The organism is Streptomyces sp. NPDC006335 (assembly GCF_040612795.1).
Lineage (GTDB): Bacteria > Actinomycetota > Actinomycetes > Streptomycetales > Streptomycetaceae > Streptomyces.
The window spans coordinates 301,019-319,590 of the sequence record NZ_JBEXQX010000009.1; the positions used below are offsets into that span (position 1 = coordinate 301,019).

Here is an 18,572-nt window from a genome sequence, read left to right on the forward strand (position 1 = left end):
GAACCCCCCGACCGGTGACTCAGCCCTTGAGACCCGCCATCCACGCCTCGACCTCTTCGGACCGCCGGGGAAGCCCGTCCGACAGGTTCCGGTTCCCGTCGGCGGTCACCAGGATGTCGTCCTCGATCCGCACCCCGATGCCCCGGTACTCCTCGGGCACGGTCAGGTCATCGGCCTGGAAGTACAGACCGGGCTCGACCGTCAGCACCATCCCCGCCTCGAGGACCCCGTCCACGTACGACTCCACCCGCGCGGCAGCGCAGTCGTGGACGTCCATGCCCAGCATGTGTCCGGTCCCGTGCAGCGTCCAGCGCCGTTGGAGCCCCAGCTCCAGCACCCGCTCCACCGGGCCCTCGACCAGACCCCACTCCACGATCCGCTCGGCCAGCACCCGCTGGGCCGCGTCATGGAAGTCCCGGTACTTGGCACCCGGCTTCACGGCCGCGATCCCGGCCTCCTGGGCGTCGTACACGGCGTCGTAGATCTTCTTCTGGATCTCGCTGAACCGGCCGTTGACCGGCAGCGTCCGGGTCACGTCGGCGGTGTAGTACGTGTGCGTCTCGACGCCCGCGTCGAGGAGCAGGAGGTCACCGGAGCGCACCGGCCCGTCGTTGCGCACCCAGTGCAGCGTGCAGGCGTGCGGTCCGGCCGCGGCGATCGTGCCGTAGCCGACGTCGTTGCCCTCGACGCGCGCGCGGAGGAAGAACGTGCCCTCGATGTAGCGCTCCGAGGTGGCCTCGGCCTTGTCGAGGACCTTCACGACGTCCTCGAAGCCCCGCACCGTCGAGTCGACGGCCTTCTGGAGCTCCCCGATCTCGAACTCGTCCTTGACGAGCCGCGCCTCGGACAGGAAGACCCGCAGCTCCTCGTCCCGCTCGGCGGTGACCTTGTCGGTCAGCGCGGCCTCGATGCCGGCGTCGTAGCCCCGCACGACCCGTACCGGGCCGGTGGCCTCGCGCAGCGCGTCGGCGAGCTCGCGCACATCGGAGACGGGGACGCCGTACAGCTTCTCGGACTCGGTCAGCGAGTGCCGCCGCCCGACCCACAGCTCACCCTGTCCCGACAGCCAGAACTCGCCGTTCTCACGGTCGGAACGCGGCAGCAGGTACAGCGTCGCGGTGTGGCCGCCGGGGGCGGGTTCCAGGACGAGTACGCCGTCCTCGGTCTGGTTGCCGGTGAGGTAGGCGTATTCGACGGAGGCCCGGAAGGGGTACTCGGTGTCGTTGGAGCGGGTCTTGAGGTTGCCCGCGGGGATCACCAGCCGCTCGCCGGGGAAACGGGCGGAGAGCGCCGCGCGGCGGGCCGCGGTCTCGGCGGCCTGCGCGATCGGCTCCAGGCCGTGCAGTTCCGTGTCGGCCCAGCCGGACTTCATGCTCTCGGCCAGCTTGTCGGAGACGCCCGGGTACAGGCCGTTCTTCCGCTTCTTGATCGGCTCTTCCGACTCTTCCGGGGTCTCCGGGGTGAGTTCGTCGGACACGGTCATCCTCCTTGGAACGGCACTGGACCCCGTCCATCGTACGGTCGTGCGGAAGGGGGCCCAGGGCCGAAGGGCCTGTTACACCCCGCTACTCGAAGTGAGCCGCGAGTAGCACCACGTCCTCCTCGGAGTCCGCCTCGTCCAGCCCGTCCGGCAGCACGGTCCGCAGCACGTGGTCGGCGACGGCTTCGGGGTCACCGCGCAGCGCCTTCGGCACCCCGGCCGCCGCCGCGTGCAGGCGCGCGAAGGCGCGGTCGGTGGGGTCGCCGGTGCGGTGCAGCAGCCCGTCGGTGTACAGCAGAACCGTCTCTCCCGGCTCCGCGCACACCTCCACGCTCGGCGCCTCCCAGCAGGCGAGCATGCCGAGCGGCGCGGACACGGACGTCTCCACGTAGTCGGTGCGCCGCTCGCCGATCAGCAGCGGCGGGCAGTGCCCGGCACCGGCCAGCGTGATCTTGCGCAGCGCGGGCTCGCAGTAGGCGAACAGGGCGGTGGCGGAGCGGGCCGGCTCGGTCAGCCGGAGCAACAGCTCCAGGTCGGACAGGACCGCGACCGGGTCCTCGCCCTCCATCACGGCGTACGCCCTGAGGGAGGCTCTGAGGCGACCCATCGCGGCGATCGCGCTCGGGCCGCTGCCGGTGACCGAACCGACGGCGAGACCCAGCGCCGCGTCCGGCAGCGGCAGTGCGTCGTACCAGTCGCCGCCGCCGCGCGGGCCGGTGCGGCGGCGCACGGCGAGCCGGACCCCGGCGACGCGGGGGAGCCGGGACGGCAGCAGCTCCTCGGCCATCGTCGCCATGCACGCGCGCGTGCGCTCGACCTCGACGAGCCGGGCCAGGTGCTCGGTGGCGTGGCGGACGTACAGGCCGGCGAGGTGGCGTTGGCGCTCGGACGGTTCGGCGGGCTCGTCGTAGAGCCACACGGCGGCCCCGAGGCGGCCGGCGTCCGCGGTGGACAGGGGGAGGGCGTAGCAGGCCGCGTAGCCGAGGCGGGCGGCCACCTCGCGGTGACGCGGGTCGAGGCCGTCCTCGGCGAGCAGGTCGGGCTGGGCGATCTCGCCCTCACCGCCCGGCAGTCCGGCCGCTGTGTCGAGGAGTCGGCCGTACGACATCGCGCTGCGCGGCACGGTCTCGATGTGCCCGAGGTCGGCGCGGGCGAGACCGAGGCCGATGGTGGTGTCGGGGCCGAGACGGTCGTCCGGTTCGAGGACGACGAGTCCGCGCCGGGCTCCCACGAGGGCGGCGCCGGCGCGCAGGAGTTCCTGGAGGGCTTCGGACAGCGCGTCCGTGCGGGCGAGGCGTTCGGTGAGTTCGTGGAGGGTCGTCAGGTCGGAGACCCAGCCGGCGAGACGGTCCTGGAGCAGGGCGCCGGGTGCGTGCGGCGCGGGGACCGCAGGGGTGCCCGGGGCGGCTGGCGCGGGCGCGACAGTGTGTGCGGGTGCGGGAACCGTTGAATCGATTCCAGCCACTTTCGGAGGGTGAGGGGCGTTCATGGCGTCCGGCTTTCCGACCGGTGCGTATTGCTCAAAAGCATCGCAAACCCCCATGTCATTCTGCGCCGCTAGCAGTGTCTCCACATGTACACGCACTCGTGAGGGGATGTCCAGCATTGTCCTGCCGGGATTCCTGGTGTCCGTGGGCAACCGGTGGAGAGTGGGTTGGTGGGTAAACTTGGCTAAAAACTGCTTCGGGTTACGGTGTATTGAGGTCGACTGGCCTTGCTCCACAGAGCGTCACAGCGGTCGTGATGGGTACGTACTCGGTAAGGACCAGGGGTGCTGGACAGTCACCCGGAACCTGGTGACCGACCCGGGCGTCTTAGCCACCGACGATCGAGCCCCATCCTCCCGTGGCGGAGGCGGAGAGAAATACGCGGGACGGCAAAACGCCAGACTTCGCCACCCCCCGCCACGCCCATGCTTTTGATAGACGACGCAGTATGGGGTTCCCCTTGTCTCGGACAAGGGTGTGATGCGCCAACAGGTACGCACAGTGAAGTGATCGACACATGGTGTGATGTGGTCCACGGTGTTGCCAGCGGTGCAACGGAAAGGAACGAGCGCTCATGCGCGAGATCCTCGGAAGGCGACGCAGGCTCCTGTCCCAGCGCAGCGACGGAAGGCCTGAATTGTTCAGCGCGGCCCTGACCTTCGCGACGGAATGGCAGTGGCCCGTACTCCCGGGTGTGGCCCCGGACCCGGAGGGCCGGGCCCGCTGCGGATGCCCCGACCCGGAGTGCACGGTCCCCGGCGCCCACCCCTTCGACCCGGGCCTGCTCGCGGCCACCACGGACGAGCGCATGGTGCGCTGGTGGTGGACCAACCGCCCGGCCGCGCCGATCGTCCTGGCCACCGGTGGCAGCGCCCCCTGCGCGGTCAGCCTGCCGGCCCTCCCGGCCGCCCGCGCCCTGGCCGCGCTCGACGCCCAGGGCATGCGCCTCGGCCCGGTGGTCGCCTCGCCGACCCGCTGGGCGATCCTGGTCAAGCCGTACTCCCTGGAGCAGTTGGGCGAACTGCTGTACGCCCAGGACCACGTCCCCGGCTCCCTCCGCTTCCACGGCGAGGGCGGCTACCTCGCCCTGCCCCCGTCCGAGACCGGCCAGGGCGACATCACCTGGGAGCGGGCTCCGCTGCCCGGCTCGGCCTCCCCCTGGGTGCCCGATGTCGAGGCCGTGGTGGACGCCGTGGTCGAGGCCCTCACTCGTACGGGTGTGAGCGCACCCGAGTTGTAGGGGTGTCGGGCGCGGGCGGACCGGCTGTCCGCGTCCGGTCGTTATCGTCCGCTTCATGCCGCGACATTCCGGGGGACGACCCCCAGACCCCCGAGGGATTCGTCTGCTTGCCCTGTCGGCTGCCGTGGTGGGCGCGGTAGGGCTGCCGCTGGCCGTGGCCTCCGCGGGACAGGTGGGCGACGCAGGCCGCACGGTCGTACGCGATCTCGTGCGTCCTTCCACGACTTTGCCCGCCGTACCTCCTTCAGCCGTGTCTTCCGCTGTACGGCCGTCCGTAGCGTCCTTGGCCGTACGACCGTCCGCGGCCGATGACCGCAAGGCGCCACTCGCCGGCCCCGGCCGCTCCCCGCTGCTGCTCGGCGTGGGCCTGGCCACCGCCGCGCGCTGCGGTCCCGAGCTGACCTCCCCCGACGGCGTCGAGGCGCAGACCTGTGTGCTCACGCAGGGCGAGCAGACGTGGGCGCGGACCTACTACCGCAACGCGACCGGCGCCGTGCTGGACGCCGCGCTCAGCTTCATGGGACCCGGCGGACGCACGGTGGAGCTGCGCTGCGCGGTCGGCGCCGGGGACGAGCCGGACAGTTGCGAGACGCCCCGGGAGCGCATCCAGGGGGCACCGGCCGACTACACGGCGGTCGCGGAGTTCGCCCGGCGGGGCAGCGGGCCGCTGCTGCTGCGGGTCGGGAGCAACTCCGGGCAGTACACGGGCAGTTGACGCGCGGCGGCGTTCCGTAAAGCTGCCCCGGACACAGAAAGACCCGGTTGCTGGCGACGGGGGATGCACCAGCAACCGGGCTACTCGAACGGTAACAAGAGATCCGCCGTTCGCAAATTCGACCGCGACGCTCCCTGGCTTATTCGGACACCGATTCGCCTTCTCCCGGCGGGAGTTGTGAGCGGCGGCGGCCGTTCCGTGAAGGTTCGGTGCGGCTGACCGGCCGGTCAGCCGCACCCGTTTCGTCAACTCAGCGTGACCTGACGGTTGGTGAGGCCGCCACGGGCGCGGCGCTCGTCGGCGGTCAGCGGTGCGTCCGTGGCCAGAGCGCCCGCGAGCCGCTCGCCGAACTCGGCGGCCGGCTTCTCGACGTCCTCCGCGGTGACCCCGCTCGGCAGGTCCCAGACCGGGACGGTGAGGCCGTGGGCGCGGAAGGAACCGACGAGCCGGGTGCCCTCGCCGAGGCTCGACCTCCCGGCCGCGTGCAGCCGCGCCAGCGCGTCCAGAAGTTGCTCCTCGGGGTGCGGCATCACCCAGCGCAGGTGGTTCTTGTCCGGCGTCTCGCACCAGTAGGCGGCGTCGACACCGGTCAGCCGGACGGTCGGGATGGCCGCGGCGTTGGCCCTCTCCAGGGAGGCGGTCACCTCGGGCGTGGCGTTCTCCGCGTCGGGCACCCAGAACTCGAAGCCCTCGTGCACAACTGGCTCGAACGCGCCTTCGGGATCGAGCAGATCCTGCAGCCGCGGACCGTCGGCGGGGGCGCGCCGGCCCTCGACCGGGGTGCCGGGAGCCGCCGTGAGAGCGCGCTGGAGGGTGTCGGCGAGATCGCGGCTGATGTCGCCCGACGCCGTGTCGTTCTGCAGACCGAGCAGCACCGAGCCGTCGTCGCGGCGCAGGGCGGGCCAGGCCATCGGCAGGACCGTGGCCAGCGTGACCGACGGGACGCCCTCGGGGAGGCCGCTCTTGAGGGTCAGCTCGACCGTGGCGGCGGGGACCAGCTCGCGCAGGGCCACCCAGTCGCCCTCGCCCGCGAGACCTTCGAACGGGCGGTGCACCAGCTCGGTCGCGGCCTGCGCGGCGGCCCGGCCGTGGCAGGCCTTGTAGCGGCGGCCGCTTCCGCACGGGCAGGGTTCGCGGGCGCCGACGACCGGAATCTGACCATCAGCGCCTGCGGCGCGGGCGCCATCCGTGATCTGCGGGCGCTTCGCCTTCGTCTGAGGTCGCTTCTTGGCCATCGTGGCTGTCTCCCGGTTACGGCTCGTCTCGTACGGCGCGAGCCTAGCCGCTCGCGACTTGGCCGACGGGAGCCTGTGGACAACCCCGGGGTGTCCTGCCCGGACGCCCGGCCCGGATCCCCTCAGCCGAGATCGTCGTACGCGTCCGAGAAGTCCAGGTCGGGTATCGCGACCGACGGGGCCACGACACGCGTCGCGAAGTCGTCGCGGCGGCGGCCGGCGTCCCGGTCGTGGACGTCCGCGTGGACGACCACCCAGACCGTGACCTCGCCCCGGGCGTCGTCCCTGACGCCCCAGTCGTCGGCCAGCGCGGTGATGATGTTGAGCCCGCGGCCGCCGTGCGCGGTGACCGAGGGCGTGGCCGGAGCCGGGCGGGTGGGCCCACCGCCGTCCGTCACCTCGACCGTGAGCCTGCCGCCCGCGTCCACCCGCCAGGCGGCGCGGACGTCACCGTCACCGGCCAGGGCGTCGCCCAGCGGTCGGCCGTGTTTGCACGCGTTGCTCAAGAGTTCGGAAAGAATCAGTACGGCGTCGTCGATGACCGATTCCGCCACGCCACCCCTGCGCAGCTGCACGCGCATACGGTGTCTCGCTTCCCCCACGCCCGCAGGGCCATGGGGTACGGCCATGCTCGACGACGTGGGCACCTCCTGTGCCACCACCAACGCCACCCCCGAGACCTCCTTCGCCCCACGCCACGGTGTGGATGCCCCATTGGCCTGTACCGGAAACCGGCCAATCCCGCTCCGCCGACGCATTCGCCACGCTCGAACACGCACCGAACGCGCCGGGGCACACCCTGTGACGGAGGGGACGTCAGCGGCCGAGTCGGTCGAGCACCGCGCGGGGCCGGTTGGTGATGATGGCGTCGACGCCCAGCTCGACGCAGAGGTCCACGTCCTCGGGTTCGTTCACGGTCCACACGTGCACCTGGTGGCCCGCCCGCTTCAGGCGCTCGATGTAACCGGGGTGGTTGCGCACGATCCGGATCGAGGGACCCGCGATCCGCACCCCCGCGGGCAGCCGTCCGTCCCGCAGCCGGGGCGAGACGAACTGGAGCAGATAGACCGTCGGCAGGGTCGGCGAGGCGGCACGCACGCGATGCAGCGACCGGGCCGAGAAACTCATGACCCTGATCGGCGACTCCGCGGCCGAGGCGGGCGCGTCCAGGCCGAACCGCTTCAGGAGCTCCAGCAGCCGCTCCTCGACCTGGCCCGCCCAGCGCGTGGGGTGCTTGGTCTCGATGGCCATCTCCACCCGCCGCCCCGCGTCCGCGACGAGTTCGAGCAGCCGCTCCAGAGTGAGCACGGAGGTGTCCTCCCGGTCCTCGGGCCGGAACACCCAGTCCGGCTCCTCGTCGCGGGTGCGCCAGAACTCGCGTGTCCTGCGCGAGCCGAAGTCCAGGGCGGCGAGGTCGGCGAGTTCCAGGGCCGAGACCGCTCCGCGGCCGTTGGACGTACGGTTGACCCGTCGGTCGTGGACGCACACGAGATGACCGTCGGCCGTGAGGCGTACATCGCATTCGAGGGCGTCCGCACCGTCCTCGATCGCTTTCCGGTACGCGGCGAGGGTGTGCTCGGGAGCGTCTTCCGAGGCTCCGCGGTGGGCGACGACTTGAGTCAGCTGCTGCCGTGCGTGGGTCACCGCGTCATGGTGCCACCGCTCGGGGGTACGCGTGCGAACGGAGGTATCCAGAGGCGTACGGTTTGCGCCTCATTTGTCTTGCATGGCCTATATAAAGAGCAGCCGTAGACCCACAGGCACCGCTTATGGTGCCCTGACGGCCCGTGGGAAAAGCTGACGGCATACAAAAGGACATGCACAGCTGACGCACGCCGGACACGAGAGCGGCACGGCCGAGCGTGACCGAGTGCGACCGACAATCGACAGCCGTGGACCGAGGAGAGAAGCTGTGAGCACCGAGAACGAGGGCACCGCGGTACCCCCCGCCCCGTCTGCACCCCCCGTGCCGGTGGACGCTCCCGCGGCTTCGGCACCCCAGGCCCCCGACGCGGGCGCCCCCACCACCCCGATCCCGCCACACCCCGCCGGCCCCGCCCAGAACCCGGAACTCGTGCACGCGGGACCGGCTCCGGCGTACGCCTCGGCGGAGGGGCAGCGGCACGGTGGCGCGGGCGGCCCCGAGGGCGCCTGGCCGCCGCCGCAGGTCCCGCAGACTCCCGGCACGCCCTCGTACGCCGACGGCGGTGCGGGCGGCGCCGGTCCGACGGGTGTCTGGGGCGCGGGCTACCAGCAGCCCGCTCCGAAGCCGAAGAACGGCCGCGGTGGTCTCGTCGCCGCGATCCTGGTGGCCGCGCTGGTCGCCGGCGGCCTCGGCGGCGGTCTCGGCTACACCCTGGCGAAGAACAACGACAACGGCTCCTCGACGACCCTGTCCGCCTCCGACAGCGGCGGCAGCGTCAAGCGGGACGCCGGCACCGTCGCGGGCGTGGCGCAGAAGGCCCTGCCCAGCACGGTCACCATCGAGGCCGAGTCCACCAACGGCGAGGGCGGCACCGGAACCGGGTTCGTCTTCGACACCCAGGGCCACATCGTCACCAACAACCACGTGGTCGCCGACGCGGTCGACGGCGGCAAGCTGACCGCCACCTTCCCGAACGGCAAGAAGTACGACGCCGAGGTGGTCGGCCACGCGCAGGGCTACGACGTGGCGGTCATCAAGCTCAAGAACGCGCCGGGCGACCTCAAGCCGCTCACCCTCGGCAACTCCGACCAGGTGGCGGTCGGCGACTCCACCATCGCCATCGGCGCCCCCTTCGGCCTGTCGAACACCGTCACGACGGGCATCATCAGCGCGAAGAACCGCCCGGTGGCCTCCAGCGACGGCAGCGGCAGCAACGCCTCCTACATGAGCGCGCTCCAGACGGACGCGTCGATCAACCCGGGCAACTCGGGAGGCCCCCTCCTCGACGCGCAGGGCAACGTGATCGGCATCAACTCCGCGATCCAGTCCACCAGCAGCGGCGGCCTCGGCGGCACCAGCCAGTCCGGCTCGATCGGCCTCGGCTTCGCCATCCCGATCAACCAGGCCAAGTACGTCGCCCAGCAGCTCATCAAGACCGGCAAGCCGGTCTACGCCAAGATCGGCGCGTCCGTCTCCCTGGAGGACTCCACGGGCGGCGCGAAGATCACCACCGAGGCCGCGGCGGGCGGCTCCGCCCCGGTCGAGCCGGGCGGCCCCGCCGCCAAGGCCGGCCTCAAGCCCGGCGACGTCATCACCAAGCTGGACGACCACGTCATCGACTCCGGCCCCACCCTGATCGGCGAGATCTGGACCCACAAGCCCGGCGACAAGGTCGAGATCACCTACGAGCGCGACGGCAAGACCCACACGGTCGATCTCACCCTGGGCTCCCGCACGGGCGACAGCTGACCCGCACGCGCCCGCCCCGACCCGTTACTCTGGTCCCCGCGCCACGATCATCAGTGGCGCGGGGTGGGTTGCCCGAGCGGCCTAAGGGAACGGTCTTGAAAACCGTCGTGGCGCGAGTCACCGTGGGTTCAAATCCCACACCCACCGCTTCGCAGGTCAGAAGCTTGCAGGTCAGAAGGGGTGCCACTCTCCGGAGAGGCACCCCTTCTGCGTTCAGCCTGTCTCACCCTTTCTCGCCCGTATCCCAGCTTTGACCAGTGCGTATGGGCCATCTGTGGGCCAGGATCAGGGCTGTTCCCCGTCGTCGAGCGCGCGGGAGATCAAACTGTTGGAGTGTTGCTGGCCTCCTTTGAGGATCTTCGCGTAGAAGCGGTACAGCACGGCGATGCTGTGGCCGGCGCGCGCGGCGACCTCCGCGGGGTCCACACCCGACTTGATCCAGAGCGATACTCCCGCGTGCCTGAGCGAGTAAGGCACCGCAGCAAGACTGGACTTCACCTCACTCGGAGTGAGCACCGTCTTCCTGGCTCTCTCCCAGAGATCGCAGTACTCGGTGGACGCGACGCGTCCGCCCCGTGCCGCCCGGAACAGTCTGCCGTCATCGGCCGTGCCGTATCGAGCGATGTGCTCTCGGAGCAGATGCACGAGAACCGGAGGGATCGGAACGGTGCGCGTTGCGCCGCTCCTGCGCCGCTTGAGGCCGCGCTTCTCGTAAGAGGTGCCTTCGTCGGTCCAGCCGCCCCCAACCTCGGGACGGCTCTCTCCGAGAAGCAGTTCGCCCCACTCCTTCACGGACTCCGGTCCGTTGGGTGGCAAGGTGCAGTCCGACTCCTTGAGCGCGACGATTTCACCAGGTCGCATGGCTGCGTAGTAGAGGCACCCGAAGAAGGCGTGCAAGTGCTTTCCGCGAGGTCCGGAGTCGCGGACAGCACCGAGCAAGGCGCGGGCCACGTCCGGGCCTGGCACGTACCGGAAGTCGATTTCGTCGTCGCTCTCGGCTGGCGTCCAGTCCACGCGGGGGAGAGGGTTCGCCGTGAGCAAGCCTTTCTCCTCAACCGTGTATCGCAGTACGTTGCTCAGCACCATGCGCTTCCGCCGGGCAGTGTTCTCGGCAGCCTTGCCTCCGTCCATACGGAGCGACAGAGCCTCCAAGGCTGGACGTAGAAGCGCAGGATCCTCCAAGTCTCTGACCTTGATGGAATGAGCAGCGATCCACTCCAGAGCCGCTCGAACGTCGGCGGGCGGCTCCTCAACGACGTAACGCGAAACCCAGGTCCCATCGGCGTCACGGACGGCTCGGAACGCCCATTGGTACAGAGCGGTGCGTAGTACCGCGGCGGGGGGTGCGCCCCGCCTGGTGGTTACGAGCACAGGAGTCACCACAGCGAGCGATTCAGCGATGCTCGCCCGGTGCTTCGCCGCGGCCCGCGGCCACTTCATCAGTACGTATCCGGTGACGTGCTCGTACCAGGAGGGGGAGGTACGAGCCCGCAGCTCACTCGCGGGCAACCCCGTTTCTTCGTCAAACTGCTGGTGGTCACGCAGAGCGGTCATCAACTCGGACCGGCGCCCCTCAGCCTGTGGCTTGAGCTTGAAACTTCGGGAGTGGGGACGCTCTCCAACTCGCCAACGCAGTTCCCAGGGTTTCGGTCGGCCAGCACGCTTGCGGATAGACCAGATATCGACGTCGTACGTGAGCATCTCTCTCCAGACAGAACGAGGGGCCCGTGCTGGGCACGGGCCCGGTGAAGCGATCGGATTTACGCGGCGCGCTGCCCGCAGCTCTCCCACCACGCGTCGAGGTCTGTGCGGTTGACGCGGAGTTGGCCATTGGGAAGCTTGTGGATGCGGGGGGCTTGGCCGCGAGCACGCATGCGGTAGAAGGCGGCGCGGCTCATCTTGATCTCAGTGAGGACTTCGGAGAGCTTGAGCTTTTCGGGGCGAGCCATCGTTGCGACTCCTCGTCTCGGGCCTTCTGGGGGATCCGCAACATCCGCCACGCCGCAACATTGCAGGTCAGCGGCTTGAATGTGTGGCGGATGCCGTTTGTGTTGCGGATAGCTGCCGCCACGCGGAGCGCGCGGCGGCAGCTTCGGGTTCGGCTGGTCAGCCGGCGATGCGGAGTTGGCGTGTGTCGGTTTCCGCGTGCATGTGGCGGCTCCCGGAAGCGTCTTCCGCCACAGGTTCACCCCCGTTGACCTGCGGTGTTGCGGATGTGGCGGATGTTGCGGATTCTCCGGGGGGAGGGGGGCAGTAGCGGGCCCAGGCGTCGCTGAGGTCCTCCGCGTAGTAGCCCTTGGGGGTCGTCGCACCGACGCGGATCCCGCGGGGCTTGATCGGACTGTTGTCGGGGCGCACGTACTGGCTCAGTAGCTTGGACAGGGCGCGTGCGGTCAAGGGCTTGCTGCTCTGTCCGTCCTCGCTCAGGTCGGACCAGGGGGCGTCGTCGAGCTGGAGGAGAACTTCCAGGATGGCGGCGGTGGGCATGCGGTCCACGCCGCAGAACACGCGGTCGCGCAGGTCCGTGAGCAGCTTGACCCCGAGGGAGGCCTGGTCGCCCTCGGATGCGGCCTTGATGAGCGCGACGCAGGCGGCGCGGGCCCGCTCGGGCCAATGCCCTCCTGCTGCGTCGGCGACCGCGAGCAGGGGCTCCCACACGTCGGCCGGCCGGTCCGTGACGCCCTCGGGCATCTCGGGCCAGGCGGCGGCGATCTCGTCGTGAATGGTCGCGGTCCACTTTGCGAGCCGGTCACGCAGGACGTGTCCCTGCTTCTCGTGAATGCGGCGCCGGTAGGGCTCGCACTTCTCGTTGGGCGCCTTCTTGCGCATGCGGATGATGACCGACCGGGTCAGGATCGTGTCGGGCAGCGAGCCGAGTCCGGCCATGGCGACCGCGCAGAACGACGGGAAGAACCCTGCCTTTTGCTCGGAGCCCTCGCCGACGCAGCGCAGGGACTTGGCGCCGCGCCGGTAACCGGAGTTGAGGAACCCGCGCACTTCCTCGTTTCCGCCGGCCTTGGGCCCGAAGACGGTGTCGATCTCGTCGAAAAGCAGCGTCGGCGTTCCCGCATCGGCCGCGACCAGCCGGAACAGGGCGTTGGCGGAGGCGTTGACGGTGGTCGCGGACCGCGGGGTGAGGGTCTCGATGATCTCCAGTGCCCGCGACTTCCCGGAGCCCGGCTCGGGGCTGAGGAACGCGATGCGGGCGGTGCCGTCGAGCGCGTCGATCAGGTGCGCGTGCGCGTCCCACAACGCGACGGCGACGTAGGCGTGTTCGGTGGGGAAGATGTTGAAGCGGCGGTGGAAGGCTTCCACCTCGTCCAGCAGAGCGGCCCCGTCGATGGTGTCGGTCATGCGGCGGCCCTCCTTTCGGGCAGAGTTGCGGGCGTCCCGGTGCAGGCGGATTTGTGGGCGGCGTACTCGGCTGCGAGCGCGGCCACGTTCGGCGCCCCATTGGCGGTGCCGGCATGCCCGCAGGCGCAGGCGTAGACGGCGTTGGGGGTGTCCCCGGGGCGGGTGGACCAGCGGGCACCGTCCCAGTGATGCCGGTAGACCGGTGGGGCGTAGATGCGGATGCCGGGCTGCTCCGGGGTGGGGTCGGGGGTGCTGTGGCGGGCCTGGTCGCTGCGGAACTTCTCAGAGCGAAGAGCAGAAGGGACGCCCTTGCGGGCGGCGACCTTCGGCACGCACACGCTCGGATGGTCCACAGGCTGTGGAGCGGCTGGCGCTCCGCCGTGGCGGGTGAGGCTCTTAGTAGGCGGGGGGCTGGTCATGCCGCCCTTCCACCAGGGGTGTTGTGGGCGATGGACCAGTCCAGACCGCGCGTGATGACGTCGTCGTAGTAGCGCTGGGACTGTGTGGCGTTGCCCGATGCCGCCCTACTAAGAGCCTCCTCAACCTCCGACCGGTCCAGGTCGCCGGACGTGATCAGCCGACCCAGTGCCCGCGCGGCCCGCAGCAGGGTGGCGTTGCGGGTGCCCGCCGCGGCCGTGGCCACGTTGGTCACCTCGCCCCGCAAAGCTGCCGCGGCATACCCGCTCGCCTGGGTCGTCACCGCGATGGTGCCGCCGTGCGGGAGCCGGGGGCGCGGCTTGAGCAACTCGTGCAGCCAGTCAGGCAGCACGGCCGGGGGCCGGTCGTCCAGGATCTCGTACGTGCCGTTCGCGGTGACGCTGCCGGCAGCGACGACGTACCCGCCCCACCCTCGGGTGTCGATCTTCTTCGCGAGCCGTCCAGCCGTGTTGTGCAGCCGGGCGCCAGGGGGTTGGGTGAAATACAGATGCTCGCCGCCGCGCGCAGTCCGCAACCGGTAGGTGCCGGGGACGGTCTGCCCGGCGCGCTCGCAGAGCGCTTGAAAGGAAGTGGCGCCGTCAGGCGTTCCTTTCGGATCTTCGGGCTTGAGCGTGTCCAGGTCGACGACCAGTAGTCCGGCGGGTCCGGTGGCGATGCCGACGTTGTAGGGCCGTTGGGCCCATGCGGCGGTGAGCAGTTCGGTGTCGGTGGTGGCGCGCTGCTCGGGGGTCTTGTGCCCGTCGACGCAGCGGCCGGTGTGCGGGCAATACTTCTCCGCGTGACCGGCGGGCCGCTTGTCGTGGGGGTGCAGCAGGATGACGGGCCAGGCGCGTTGTGCGGCTTCCAGCGCCGCGCAGAGCAGCGCGGAGCGGGTGTCATGGGTCATGCTGGATGTCTCCAGTTCCTTTGATGGGTTCTGGCTGGACAAGGGCGGCCCCGCTTCTTTGGCGAGATGGAGGGGCCGCCCTTGGCGTAGCTACTTCTTCGAAAAGAGCTTGAGCGTGATGCCACCGGCGCCGATCGGTCCGGCCGCGCCGGCGATGACGGTGGCGGTGTGGGCGGCGACGTCCATGAGCCAGCACAGGGCGGCGACCACTCCCCAGGTGCCGAGCGCGGCGGCGCCGGCGATCGCGAACGGGATGAGCAGGCGCTGCCAGGGGAAGGCCGCGGTGGTGTCGTGGGTGACGAACACGACGGGCTGTCCGGTCGCCTGTGCGCGGTGGTAGGCGTCGGCGGGGATGTGCGGGGCCATCTGGCCGGGCGGGGTGTGCTGGCTCATTTGCGGCTCCCTCGGGGTGTGCCGCGGGCCCGCGCCAACAGGTGGCTCGGGCCCGTGCGGCGGGTTGCGTGATGGCGTTGTGCTTGTCGCCTGTCTTGTCGTGCGGCTTGTCGTCTGGCTTGTCGCTTGTCTTGTCTTGTCGCTTGTCGCCTCCCAGCTCACAAGCCGTTTCAGGGCTCCCAGACCCCGGCAGACGGCATGTTGGAAAACAGGGGCGACAAGCGACAAGTGATCAGTTGCCGGGGGCGTGGGAGCGGTGGACGTAGCGGGCTTTGGTGCCCTCTCCGACCCGGACGGCGGTGCCGTCCGCCACCCACGTTTTCAGCCAGCCGACGACGGTCTGACGGGTCGTGCCGTACGCGTCAGCGAGGGCGCGGGCGATCGCGGATGCTCCGGTGCCCTCGGGCCCGGCGGCGAGTAGCGCGGCGAGCGCGGCCTGTTGCGCGGGGCTGTCCTGCTCGCCCCGCAGCGCCGATAGGTTCAACCCCCCTCCGGAGGGCGGCGGGGTGTCGCCGCCCGGGGCGTTCGGGTCGGGGGCGGTGGCGAACTGGGCGTCGATCTCCTCGCGGAACCGGCGCGCCAATTCCTCCTCCGGCGACTCCGGCCGCGGGTTCAGGGCCGACAGCCGCAGTCCCGTTCCCGCCCCGCCGGTCGGCACGTCGTCGGCCACATCCGGCACGACCTGGTCGCGCATCCACGCGATTCGCTCACTGTCCCAGCGCCGTGTGTAGGCGGGCCCGGCGGCCTTGGCGGACACGTCGTCCAGGAGCGGGTGTCGGTCGGAGGTGGCGGCGATGATGTCCCGGATCTGGTTCGGGAGGATCCGCCACGCTTTGAACAGTGCGGCCGGGGATTCGGGGGTGCCCATGAACCCGGCGCCCTTGTAGGGGGCTTGATCTACGCGCAGGCCGCGGGAGCCGGGGAACATCTTGCCCAGGTCCATGCCCTCGGTCTCACCGCCGGTCAGCGCGACGCGCACCTTGGCCTCGCGGCGGATCATCAGGTTGCCCAGCACGCTGCCGGTCGCACCCAGTGCGGTGAGCACGGTGCGCACGCCCATGGCACGGGCGATCCGGATGACCTCCAGGATCTTTTCCGCGAGCTTGCGCATCTGCCGGTCCGAGCTGGCCAGGATCTCCGCACCCTCGTCGATCACGATCATGATCTGAGGAATCCGCGGGCTGATCGGCAGCAGGTCGGTGTTGGCCTTGGACAGCAGGTCCTGGTAGCCCATCTTGCGCTGCTTGGCCACGCGCACCGCGGTGTCCAGCATGGTCACGGCCTCGTCGAACGTGCCGGCCAACCAGTCAATGCCGGGCCGGACCGGCTGACCGTCCTCCCGCACGATGTTCCCGTTCAGTGCGGGCAGTATCCAGGGCAGGCCGGCCGATCCGGCGTTGAGGTCGATCACCCACGTCAGCACGTCCTCAGCACGCGCGAACCCGGCGAGGATCGCGTGCACCATGTTCGTCTTGCCCGAACCGGTCGGCCCGACCACCAGCGCGCACTGTTCCCGCAGGTAGGCCAGGATCTGCTGAGCGTTCGTCCGGTACCCCCACGGGATGCCCGTGTGCAGGGACAGAACGCCGTAGTCCGCCGGGTACGTGCGCTCCTCTTCCAGGACGTTCACCGTGGTCACGTCGATGATGACGCGGCCCTGGTGGATGCCGGGGGAGGCGGTGGCGGTGCAGCCGTGCGGCAGCCGCGCGTCAGCGGACAGCCGCGGCGACTCGGCAGCAATCTTGTTCCAGGTCGCTCCCCCATGCGGGAGTTCGGCATCGATAGAGAACCCGGCGCCGGTCTCCCACATCTCCACCCCCAGCACGCGCACGGTGATGGAGCACACCCGCTGGATACGCTCCGCCCACTCGGTGGCGATCGCGCGGCGTTCCGCGGACAACTCGGCTGCGACCTGCCGCTGCTCGACGGCGAGGGCTTCCTCCTCGCGCGCCTCCTCGAACAGCGCGGAAGATCGTGCGGCGGCGCCGATGCCCACGCCGATGGTGGCCAGCGAGCCGAGCGCGGCCCAGGTCAGCGGCCCGTTCGTCATGGCCCAGGTGGTCCAGCCCGCCCCGATGAGCCAGGAGGCGGCGCGGGTGGCCAGGGTGCGGCCGGCGTTACGAACCCTCAGGCCCACGACCGTGTGGCCCAGGGCGCCGGCGGCGCCGACCGCGAGGGCCCAGCCGGGGGGCATGTGGGTCGCGGCGCCGGTGGTGGCGACGGCGAAGGCTCCGGTGGTGGCGGACAGGGCGCCGGTCACGGGTCCGTGACCGGCCGCCCAGTCCAGCACCGGGCCACTGCTCTGCTGTTTGGCGGTGGCGGTGCTGCTCATCTCAGACGTTCCAACCCTTCTCAGCCTCGGTGCCGTTGCGGGGGTCCTCGTGGCGGGCGATGTCCTGCTCGTGTGCCTGCCGGAACAGCGGCCCCATGTCCTCCGCAACCGCAACCGCGCTCATCACGGCGCCGAAGATGTCGTTGAAGCCGTCCGCAACCTCCTTCTCCAGCGGAAACTCACTGTCGGAGCGCTCCGCGAGGATCTTCATCACGTTCGCCACGCTGGTCAGCGCGGCAGGCAGTCCCTCGACCATGGCGAGGATCTCCATGGCGTTCTCGGGGTCGTACTGGTTGGCGGCCTGCTCCATCTCGGCAGCGGCCTCTTCGAACTGGAAACCGGACACATGCTCTCCTTCACTCACCTCGGGGAACGTGCTGGTGGGAACCGTGGCCGCGGGGCGTTCGACGCTGTCCGCGATGCCTTCCGTGCCGTCCTTGGCTGCCTCCGCATCGGCGGCGGCCTCCTGCTCGCGCAGGGTCTTGCGGGCTTCCTCGTCACGCGCGGCGCGCTGCTCGCCCGCGCTGTGCACCATGCACCGGTACAGGCGCCGGCCGGGGTGGATGAGGGCGAGGAGGTTGAGCTTTCGGCCGAGCCACGTGGAGAGGCAGCCCAGCAGGCCGACCGGCAGCGCGAGCAGCGCGGCGAGCAGGCGGCGGCCGTGGAAGCGGGCCGCGGACTTGCGCAGCGCCTTGCGCGCCGCTGCCCAGGCCGGGGCTTTGCGGATGGCGGCGCGCTGCGTCGCGACGGTGCCGCCATTCTTGGCGTCGCGCTTGGTGCGCTGCTTGGCGATCGCCGCATCCCGCGCGGCCCGCGCGTTGCGGACGGCGCCGCCCATCAGCCGCCCCGCCAGACCAGAACGCTTGCCGAGCCGTGTGTTGCCGGCGACGGCTTTGGCGTTGCGGCGCGCGTCGGCGACCGCACGCCGCGCGCTGGCGGTCTGCGCCCGCTGCCCAGACCGCGAACCAGCCGCAGCCTTCTGCGCGGCCCGCAACGCCTTGACCTGCCCGACCCGGCCCGCAGCCTTCCCCGCGGTGCGGGCTGCCGGGTGCTTGGACGCGCCGTGACCGCTCTTGCCCAGCGTCTTTCGGCTGGTCGCGGTGCCGGTGGTGCGGCGGTGCTGGCCGGGCACCTTGCCCAACCCGCCACCCGAGCGACCGGCACGCGAGCCGCCCGAACGACTTCCGGAGCTTCCGGAGCTGCGGCGGGTGCCTGCTCCGCCACTGCGCAGGCCAGCACTGCGGGCGGCAGAACGGCCGGCAGCGCGAGCCGCGGAACGGCGCGCCTCGCGGCGGGAGTTGGGCTTGCGGGAGCGGGCGGCGGCGACCGTGCCGAGCACCACCATGCCGGTAGCGGCCACGGCCGCGGCGATCGGCCCGCCGGCCAGCGAGGCGGCTGCGACCGCTCCCACCGTGCTGTTCGCCCCGGACAGGGCGAGCGGGACAATGGGCCAGCCGCCCGGCGTGTGCTCCACCTCCTCCTGCGCCTTGGCCGGCGACGTGTCGGGAGGCGGGGGCGGTGCGGTCGGGGGAGCCGGGGCTACTACCGGCTCGGTGCTGAGTTCCGTCATGCTGTGAGCACTCCTTCACGGGAGTAGGGCCCGGCCGGGCTGTAGGAG

16 protein-coding genes and 1 tRNA gene are annotated in these 18,572 nt (G+C 70.8%); 4 read left to right on the plus strand and 13 right to left on the minus strand.

Annotated features, from left to right (window positions below):
- Window positions 1-19 precede the first annotated feature (19 nt).
- Together ABZ098_RS25700 and ABZ098_RS25705 are read right to left on the minus strand one after the other, a co-directional pair.
- Window positions 20-1,483, minus strand: a complete 1,464-nt coding sequence (locus tag ABZ098_RS25700; RefSeq protein WP_356594864.1) for an aminopeptidase P family protein — start codon at window positions 1,481-1,483, stop codon at window positions 20-22.
- Window positions 1,484-1,565: 82 nt separating this feature from the next.
- Window positions 1,566-3,086 (minus strand): PP2C family protein-serine/threonine phosphatase, encoded by a 1,521-nt coding sequence (locus ABZ098_RS25705; protein ID WP_356594866.1) that lies wholly within the window; start codon window positions 3,084-3,086, stop codon window positions 1,566-1,568.
- Between the two features lie 455 nt (window positions 3,087-3,541).
- Here ABZ098_RS25705 and ABZ098_RS25710 point away from each other — a divergent pair, with 455 nt between their 5' ends.
- Window positions 3,542-4,207 carry a bifunctional DNA primase/polymerase gene (locus tag ABZ098_RS25710; protein ID WP_356594870.1) on the plus strand — a complete coding sequence of 222 codons (666 nt, stop codon included), beginning with the start codon at window positions 3,542-3,544 and terminating at the stop codon, window positions 4,205-4,207.
- 55 nt (window positions 4,208-4,262) lie between these two features.
- Window positions 4,263-4,922, plus strand: coding sequence for a hypothetical protein (locus ABZ098_RS25715; RefSeq protein ID WP_356594872.1), 660 nt, complete (start codon window positions 4,263-4,265; stop codon window positions 4,920-4,922).
- Between the two features lie 245 nt (window positions 4,923-5,167).
- Here ABZ098_RS25715 and ABZ098_RS25720 read toward each other — a convergent pair whose 3' ends face one another.
- The 3 genes from ABZ098_RS25720 to ABZ098_RS25730 form a co-directional block, all read right to left on the minus strand.
- The gene (locus ABZ098_RS25720; RefSeq protein ID WP_356594874.1) at window positions 5,168-6,157 is read right to left on the minus strand and encodes a DUF5926 family protein; all 990 of its coding nucleotides are present in this window, start codon (window positions 6,155-6,157) and stop codon (window positions 5,168-5,170) included.
- 122 nt (window positions 6,158-6,279) lie between these two features.
- The gene (locus ABZ098_RS25725) at window positions 6,280-6,915 is read right to left on the minus strand and encodes an ATP-binding protein (RefSeq protein WP_356594875.1); all 636 of its coding nucleotides are present in this window, start codon (window positions 6,913-6,915) and stop codon (window positions 6,280-6,282) included.
- A 58-nt stretch (window positions 6,916-6,973) separates the two neighbouring features.
- Window positions 6,974-7,801 (minus strand): glycerophosphodiester phosphodiesterase, encoded by an 828-nt coding sequence (locus ABZ098_RS25730; protein ID WP_356594877.1) that lies wholly within the window; start codon window positions 7,799-7,801, stop codon window positions 6,974-6,976.
- Window positions 7,802-8,069: 268 nt separating this feature from the next.
- On the opposite strand from ABZ098_RS25730, the gene ABZ098_RS25735 reads away from it, so the two are divergent.
- Together ABZ098_RS25735 and ABZ098_RS25740 are read left to right on the plus strand one after the other, a co-directional pair.
- Complete coding sequence (locus ABZ098_RS25735; protein WP_356594879.1) at window positions 8,070-9,551, plus strand: trypsin-like peptidase domain-containing protein; 1,482 nt, start codon at window positions 8,070-8,072, stop codon at window positions 9,549-9,551.
- 62 nt (window positions 9,552-9,613) lie between these two features.
- Window positions 9,614-9,698: transfer RNA gene (locus ABZ098_RS25740), tRNA-Ser, on the plus strand.
- A gap of 138 nt (window positions 9,699-9,836) precedes the next feature.
- On the opposite strand, the gene ABZ098_RS25745 is transcribed toward ABZ098_RS25740, so the two are convergent.
- From ABZ098_RS25745 to ABZ098_RS25780, 8 genes are all read right to left on the minus strand, one after another.
- The gene (locus tag ABZ098_RS25745) at window positions 9,837-11,252 is read right to left on the minus strand and encodes a tyrosine-type recombinase/integrase (protein WP_356594881.1); all 1,416 of its coding nucleotides are present in this window, start codon (window positions 11,250-11,252) and stop codon (window positions 9,837-9,839) included.
- A 59-nt stretch (window positions 11,253-11,311) separates the two neighbouring features.
- Window positions 11,312-11,500, minus strand: coding sequence for a helix-turn-helix domain-containing protein (locus tag ABZ098_RS25750; protein ID WP_356594883.1), 189 nt, complete (start codon window positions 11,498-11,500; stop codon window positions 11,312-11,314).
- A 157-nt stretch (window positions 11,501-11,657) separates the two neighbouring features.
- Complete coding sequence (locus ABZ098_RS25755) at window positions 11,658-12,905, minus strand: DUF3631 domain-containing protein (protein WP_356594885.1); 1,248 nt, start codon at window positions 12,903-12,905, stop codon at window positions 11,658-11,660.
- Entirely contained in the window at window positions 12,902-13,243 is a 342-nt protein-coding gene (locus ABZ098_RS25760) for a hypothetical protein (protein ID WP_356594887.1), read from the minus strand. The genes ABZ098_RS25755 and ABZ098_RS25760 overlap by 4 nt, the downstream gene beginning before the upstream one ends.
- Before the next feature lie 77 nt (window positions 13,244-13,320).
- Entirely contained in the window at window positions 13,321-14,229 is a 909-nt protein-coding gene (locus ABZ098_RS25765; protein WP_356594889.1) for a bifunctional DNA primase/polymerase, read from the minus strand.
- A gap of 90 nt (window positions 14,230-14,319) precedes the next feature.
- Window positions 14,320-14,622: a hypothetical protein gene (locus ABZ098_RS25770; protein ID WP_356594891.1), complete on the minus strand. Its 303-nt coding sequence runs from the start codon at window positions 14,620-14,622 to the stop codon at window positions 14,320-14,322.
- A gap of 232 nt (window positions 14,623-14,854) precedes the next feature.
- A complete protein-coding gene (locus tag ABZ098_RS25775; RefSeq protein ID WP_356594893.1) occupies window positions 14,855-16,954 on the minus strand; it encodes a hypothetical protein in 2,100 nt (699 codons plus the stop codon).
- Window position 16,955: 1 nt separating this feature from the next.
- A complete protein-coding gene (locus ABZ098_RS25780; protein WP_356594895.1) occupies window positions 16,956-18,524 on the minus strand; it encodes a hypothetical protein in 1,569 nt (522 codons plus the stop codon).
- Window positions 18,525-18,572: the final 48 nt, after the last annotated feature.

Excerpts from the sequence above, each read along its gene's own strand:
- ABZ098_RS25700 (WP_356594864.1), bottom strand. The coding sequence starts at position 1,483 with ATGACCGTGTCCGACGAACTCACCCCGGAGACCCCGGAAGAGTCGGAA.
- ABZ098_RS25770 (WP_356594891.1), bottom strand. The coding sequence starts at position 14,622 with ATGAGCCAGCACACCCCGCCCGGCCAGATGGCCCCGCACATCCCCGCC.
- ABZ098_RS25775 (WP_356594893.1), bottom strand. The coding sequence starts at position 16,954 with ATGAGCAGCACCGCCACCGCCAAACAGCAGAGCAGTGGCCCGGTGCTG.
- ABZ098_RS25710 (WP_356594870.1), top strand. The coding sequence starts at position 3,542 with ATGCGCGAGATCCTCGGAAGGCGACGCAGGCTCCTGTCCCAGCGCAGC.
- ABZ098_RS25780 (WP_356594895.1), bottom strand. The coding sequence starts at position 18,524 with ATGACGGAACTCAGCACCGAGCCGGTAGTAGCCCCGGCTCCCCCGACC.
- ABZ098_RS25720 (WP_356594874.1), bottom strand. The coding sequence starts at position 6,157 with ATGGCCAAGAAGCGACCTCAGACGAAGGCGAAGCGCCCGCAGATCACG.
- ABZ098_RS25715 (WP_356594872.1), top strand. The coding sequence starts at position 4,263 with ATGCCGCGACATTCCGGGGGACGACCCCCAGACCCCCGAGGGATTCGT.
- ABZ098_RS25705 (WP_356594866.1), bottom strand. The coding sequence starts at position 3,086 with ATGCTGGACATCCCCTCACGAGTGCGTGTACATGTGGAGACACTGCTA.
- ABZ098_RS25755 (WP_356594885.1), bottom strand. The coding sequence starts at position 12,905 with ATGACCGACACCATCGACGGGGCCGCTCTGCTGGACGAGGTGGAAGCC.
- ABZ098_RS25725 (WP_356594875.1), bottom strand. The coding sequence starts at position 6,915 with ATGCGTCGGCGGAGCGGGATTGGCCGGTTTCCGGTACAGGCCAATGGG.
- ABZ098_RS25750 (WP_356594883.1), bottom strand. The coding sequence starts at position 11,500 with ATGGCTCGCCCCGAAAAGCTCAAGCTCTCCGAAGTCCTCACTGAGATC.
- ABZ098_RS25745 (WP_356594881.1), bottom strand. The coding sequence starts at position 11,252 with ATGCTCACGTACGACGTCGATATCTGGTCTATCCGCAAGCGTGCTGGC.
- ABZ098_RS25765 (WP_356594889.1), bottom strand. The coding sequence starts at position 14,229 with ATGACCCATGACACCCGCTCCGCGCTGCTCTGCGCGGCGCTGGAAGCC.